The sequence below is a fragment of the Streptomyces sp. NPDC007162 genome (assembly GCF_040634175.1).
Taxonomy (GTDB): Bacteria; Actinomycetota; Actinomycetes; order Streptomycetales; family Streptomycetaceae; genus Streptomyces.
In genome coordinates this window covers 1-4875 of sequence record NZ_JBEYFC010000596.1, presented here as the reverse complement: position 1 = coordinate 4875, position 4875 = coordinate 1, and the positions used below count along the sequence as shown (strand labels likewise).

Genomic DNA, 4875 nt, shown 5'->3' with positions numbered 1-4875 from the left:
CCCCGCCGCGGGGGCGTGCGGGCCCCGGGGCGCCGCGGGGGCGCGGCACGGCTCAGTCCCGCACGAGGTGCTCCACAGCTACCCCGGGCCCCTGCCACCGGACCCGCAGGGCGGCCCCGTCCCGCCACCGGACCGTCAACTCCCGGTGCCCGTCCGCACTCACGGTCGCCGTCTCTCCCAGCGGAACGGCGTCCGCCGCACCCGTGAGCCGGCTCAGCGCGACGAAGAGGGCCGGGCCCTCGCCCGTGAGCCCGGTCAGCGCCTCGTCGAGGCCCACGACGGGCAGCAGTTCGGAGCGCAGCCCGTCCCCTGCGGCCCACCCGGTCACCCGCACGGGGGTCCCGGCCTCGGCACCGGTCACCAGGAAGGCCCGTACCTCCACGGCCCCGCGCACGAGTACGGCACTGGTCACCCGGGCGCCGGACCCGGCCGTGTGCCGGGAGGCCGCCCAGTCCTCCCCCACCCCGAGCGGCTCGATCTCCGTCCGGCCGGCGTCGTCACCGAGGATCACGCTGTTGTCGGGCGCGGTCGAGGGCTCCGTCACGGTGGAGTAGCCGAGCCGGGTGTAGTAGGGGTCGTAGCGGACGTCCTCGCTGCCGTGGTTGTGGAGGCGGACGATCCCGTCCGCGCGCGTGGACTGGAGCAGCCAGTTGGCGGGGGTGATCGGGGTGGCGGCGTCGGCGCGTTCCGACGGGCCGGGTTCCTCCGTCGCCGTCCACACGTCGTGTTCCGGCGGCAGCAGCAGGCCGAGGAAGCCCTTGCTCGCCCAGTAGGGGGATGCCGGGCCCGAATAGCCCTGCAGGACGGCGGGGTCGGGGCCGTGCCAGCCGAGGGTCAACAGGCCCTGGTCGTCCACCGCGCCGCGGTCGATGAAGTACCTCAGCGCTCCGGAGGCCAGGCGCCGGGTCTCGCCGGGGGCCAGGGGCGTACGGCCCGTGAGGGCGCCCAGCCAGAGCGGGGCCGTGGTCGCGAACCGGTAGGTGAGCGAGCGGCCCTGGTGCATGGGGGCGCCGTCGCCGCCGAACAGCCGGGCGTAGTCCGCGAGATGGCGCTCCAGCCGGCTGCCGTAGCGGTCGAGGAGTACCGGGTCGTCGGCGAGCCAGGCGTGCAGCACCGGGTAGAGGTGCATGGCCCAGCCGTTGTAGTAGTCGAACTTCCGGCCGTCGCCGTCGGTGTACCAGCCGTCGCCGACGTACCAGTCCTCGATCCGGGCCAGGCCGCGGTCGATCGCCTTGTGCGCGGCCGCGGTCTCGTGGCCGATCTCCGCGAGGAAACCGCCGACCGTCACCGGGAACAGCTCCCAGTTGCAGGGCCATGGTTCGGCGGTCAGCGCGTCGGTGAGCCAGGCCGCGGCGCGCTGCCGTACGGCGTCGTCGAGCCGGTCCCACAGCAGCGGGCGGGTCAGGCGCAGGGCCAGGGCGACGGAGGCCGCCTCGACCAGGGGCTGACTGCGGTCCTCGATGCGCGGCCAGACCCCGGACACACCGGCGGCGAGTCCGTCGGCGTACCGCTGGAGCGCGCTCTCGTCGCGGCGGAAGGCCGCGAGGAGCAGGGTGCGGGCGTAGCCCTCCAGACCGTCGGAGAGGCGGCCCGACCAGCTCTGCCGGGTGCCGGGGAAGTGGTAGAGGGCGCGGTCCTCGGTGGCGTAGGGCTCCACGGCGGCGAGCAGGGCGTCGGCCGCCGCCTCCCAGTGGGCCCGGGTGTAGCCGGTGCGCGGGCTGGGGCCACGGTCCTCGGGGGGCAGCTGCATGAGTGCTCTTCCTCGCTCGCTTCGAACCTCTACCGCTCGGGCCTGGGGCGCCCCGGTTCCGGTCGGGACGCCCCAGGGGCTCATTCCACCCGCACGGTGCCGCGCGGCACCAGGTGCTGGGCGAGGAGCTCGTCGCGCACCAGGCCCGCGTAGACGGTGGCACCGTATGCGGAGGTGTGCGTGTTGTCCTTCTTCTCGTTGTACAGGTACAGCACCTTGGAGCCCTCCACGCCGAGCGACTCCACCAGCGTCTTGGTCTTCGCCGTGAGGTCGATCAGCGGAACGTCCTCGGCGGCGGCGACCGAGCGGATCACCTCAGGATGATTGACGCCGAGCCCGTTGACCAGAAGCGCGGTGTCGTTGTTCAGGGTGCCGTCGGCGTTGAACCAACGGCGCACGATCGGGGTGACGAGCACCGGCCGTCCGCCCTTCTCCCGTACGCCCGCCACCAGGGTTTCCAGGTTGGCACGGTAGGTCGGCTCGTCGGTCGTCTTGTCGTTGTGCGCCAGCTGGATCAGCACCAGGTCACCGGGGCGGATCAACGGCTGGACGGTACCCCAGAGTTGCGGGTTCTGGAGGTAGGTCACCGTACTTTCACCGGAGTCGGCGTAGTTCGCGACCGCGACGCCCCTGCGCAGGAACTGCGGGAGCTGCTGGCCCCAGCCGCTGTAGGGGGCGGCGGGCTGGTCGCAGACGGTGGAGTCGCCGATCAGGAAGAGCTGCCGGGTGTGCCGGGCGGGGGTGACCCGGATGTCTGCGAGTGCGGGTGCCGAGCCGCCGATCACCAGGTCGAGCCCGGGGGTGCCGTCGGGTCCCGTCGGCTCGCCCTCGGGGGTACGGACGTCGACGGTGAAGGTGCGGGTGACGTGCCGGCCGGCCGCCACCGCCGTCTCCGGCAGCAGCGAGCGCCGGGTCTCCCCGCTGAGGTACGTGCTGGACGCGGTCTCGCCGCCGAGCCGGACCGTGACGTCGTAGTCGCCCGCCGGGACGTCGAAGTGGCAGGCGGTGGCGGTGCAGTCGTCGATGCCGAGCGGCGGCTGCCGGTCGTGGGCCCGGGCGGCGGGTGCGGCCGTCAGGCAGGTACCGAGGACGACCGCTGCGAGCGCGGCGACACGAACACCGTTGAAACGTCTCACTCGGGGTTCCTCCGTCACGGGACAGTCATACCGACAGTGTCTGGCGGGGACCGTACCGCTGCTCGCAAGCGCTTTCTAGACCCTGGAGCGATTTCACAAGATTGCCAACTCCATGACAGTGAAAGCCCTTTCGCGAAATCGATTCAACTGCCAGTCTCGGGGACACCCGCATCCCCGCACCACCGAAGGAGGCACCCCCATGTCCGAATCCACCGGGAGACCGCTCGGACGCCGCACCTTCGTCCTCGGCGGCGCGGCCGCCGCCGGGACCGCGGCCCTCGCAGGGCCGCTGGCCACGAGCGCCTCGGCCGCGGGCTTCGGCTGGTCGGACGACGGCTCCAACTACGTCGTCGACACCGGCGCGAGCCTGGTCTTCAAGGTCAGCAAGACCAACGGCGACCTCACCTCGCTGGTCTACAAGGGCACCGAGTACCAGGGCTACGGCGGCAAGAACTCGCACGTCGAGTCGGGCCTCGGCACCTCCGCGGTAACCATCGCCCAGTCGGGTTCGACGATCCTCGTCTCCGTCACGTACGGCACGCTGAAGCACTACTACGCGGCCCGCAGCGGTGAGAACAACGTCTACCTGTGGACCAACAAGGCCGACTCGTCCGTCACCGCCACCCGCTACATCGTGCGCGTCAAGGCCGGCCTGTTCCTCAACGACGAGCCGGACTCCTACACCTACGCGCCCACCGTCATCGAGTCGGCGGACATCTTCGAGAAGTCGGACGGCCAGACCCGCGCCAAGCACTACTCGAAGCTGCGGGTGATGGACTACGACTACATCGGCTGGACCACCGGCAGCGTCGGCCTGTGGATCGTGCGCAGCAACCACGAGAAGGCCTCCGGCGGCCCCTTCTACCGCTCGCTGCTGCGCCACCAGAGCGCCGACGGCGGCGGGCTGTACGAGATCCTGTACTACGGCGAGAACCAGACCGAGTCGGAGCGCTTCGGCCTCCAGGGCCCGTACGTCATCGCGTTCACGGACGGCGGCGCGCCCTCCTCCGCGCTGTACCCGGGGACCCTGACCACGCCGTGGGCGGACTCGCTCGGCATCTCCGGGTACGTCTCCGCGAGCGGCCGCGGCCGGGTCGCGGGCGTCGGCATCACCGGGCGGGACACCGCGTACGCGTACACCGTGGGCCTCGCCAACTCGGCGGCGCAGTACTGGGGTTCGGCACGGGCCTCGGACGGCTTCTTCTCCGTCACGGGGGTGCTGCCCGGGACGTACACGCTCACCGTCTTCAAGGGCGAACTGGCCGTCTACACCGCCTCGGTGACGGTGACGGCGGGCGCGACCACCACGCTCAACACCATCGCGATCCCCTCGTCCAACGACCCGAGCAACGCCTCCGCGATCTGGCGGATCAACAACTGGGACGGCACGCCCGGCGGGTTCAAGAACGCCGACCTGATGACGTACGCGCACCCGTCGGACGTGCGCGCCTCGTCCTGGACCGGGAACGTGGTCGTCGGCAGCGGCACCGAGACCTCGTCCTTCCCCTGCTATCTGTGGAAGGACGTCAACAGCGGGATCATCGTCTACTTCAAGCTGACGGCCGCCCAGGCCGCCGCCGCGCACACCCTGAGGATCGGCGTGACGACGGCGTACGCCAACGGCCGCCCGCAGGTCGTCGTCAACGACACCTGGACCTCCGCCGTCCCCTCGGCGCCCGCCCAGCCGAGCACCCGGTCGCTGACCGTGGGCTCCTACCGGGGCAACAACCACACGTTCACCTACAGCGTCCCGGCGTCCGCCTGGCTGACCGACACCAGCGCCTACAACACGCTGAAGATCTACGTGGCGAGCGGCTCGGGAACGACGTCCTTCCTCAGCGCGGGCACCTCCGTCGACGCGATCGACCTGCTGGCCTGAACCCGGCAGCCCGCCGGGCCCGGGCGGCGGCCTGGAGGCATGACCGCTTCCCACTGGGGCCGGCAGCGGCGCTTGCGCGCTCGCCACCGGCACCGCGGCGGCCCTCGGGC

3 protein-coding genes are annotated in these 4875 nt (G+C 71.8%); 1 reads left to right on the top strand and 2 read right to left on the bottom strand.

Annotated features, from left to right (window positions below; genetic code table 11):
* Window positions 1-52: 52 nt before the first annotated feature.
* Together ABZ646_RS40035 and ABZ646_RS40030 are read right to left on the bottom strand one after the other, a co-directional pair.
* The gene (locus ABZ646_RS40035) at window positions 53-1750 is read right to left on the bottom strand and encodes a DUF2264 domain-containing protein (RefSeq protein ID WP_360530716.1); all 1698 of its coding nucleotides are present in this window, start codon (window positions 1748-1750) and stop codon (window positions 53-55) included.
* Between the two features lie 80 nt (window positions 1751-1830).
* Complete coding sequence (locus ABZ646_RS40030) at window positions 1831-2886, bottom strand: rhamnogalacturonan acetylesterase (RefSeq protein ID WP_360530713.1); 1056 nt, start codon at window positions 2884-2886, stop codon at window positions 1831-1833.
* A gap of 199 nt (window positions 2887-3085) precedes the next feature.
* On the opposite strand from ABZ646_RS40030, the gene ABZ646_RS40025 reads away from it, so the two are divergent.
* Window positions 3086-4765 (top strand): rhamnogalacturonan lyase B N-terminal domain-containing protein, encoded by a 1680-nt coding sequence (locus ABZ646_RS40025; RefSeq protein ID WP_360530710.1) that lies wholly within the window; start codon window positions 3086-3088, stop codon window positions 4763-4765.
* The last annotated feature ends 110 nt before the right edge of the window (window positions 4766-4875 follow it).

Bases quoted from the DNA above. Each gene is read 5' to 3' on its own strand.
- ABZ646_RS40035 (WP_360530716.1), bottom strand. From the start codon at position 1,750: ATGCAGCTGCCCCCCGAGGACCGTGGCCCCAGCCCGCGCACCGGCTAC.
- ABZ646_RS40025 (WP_360530710.1), top strand. From the start codon at position 3,086: ATGTCCGAATCCACCGGGAGACCGCTCGGACGCCGCACCTTCGTCCTC.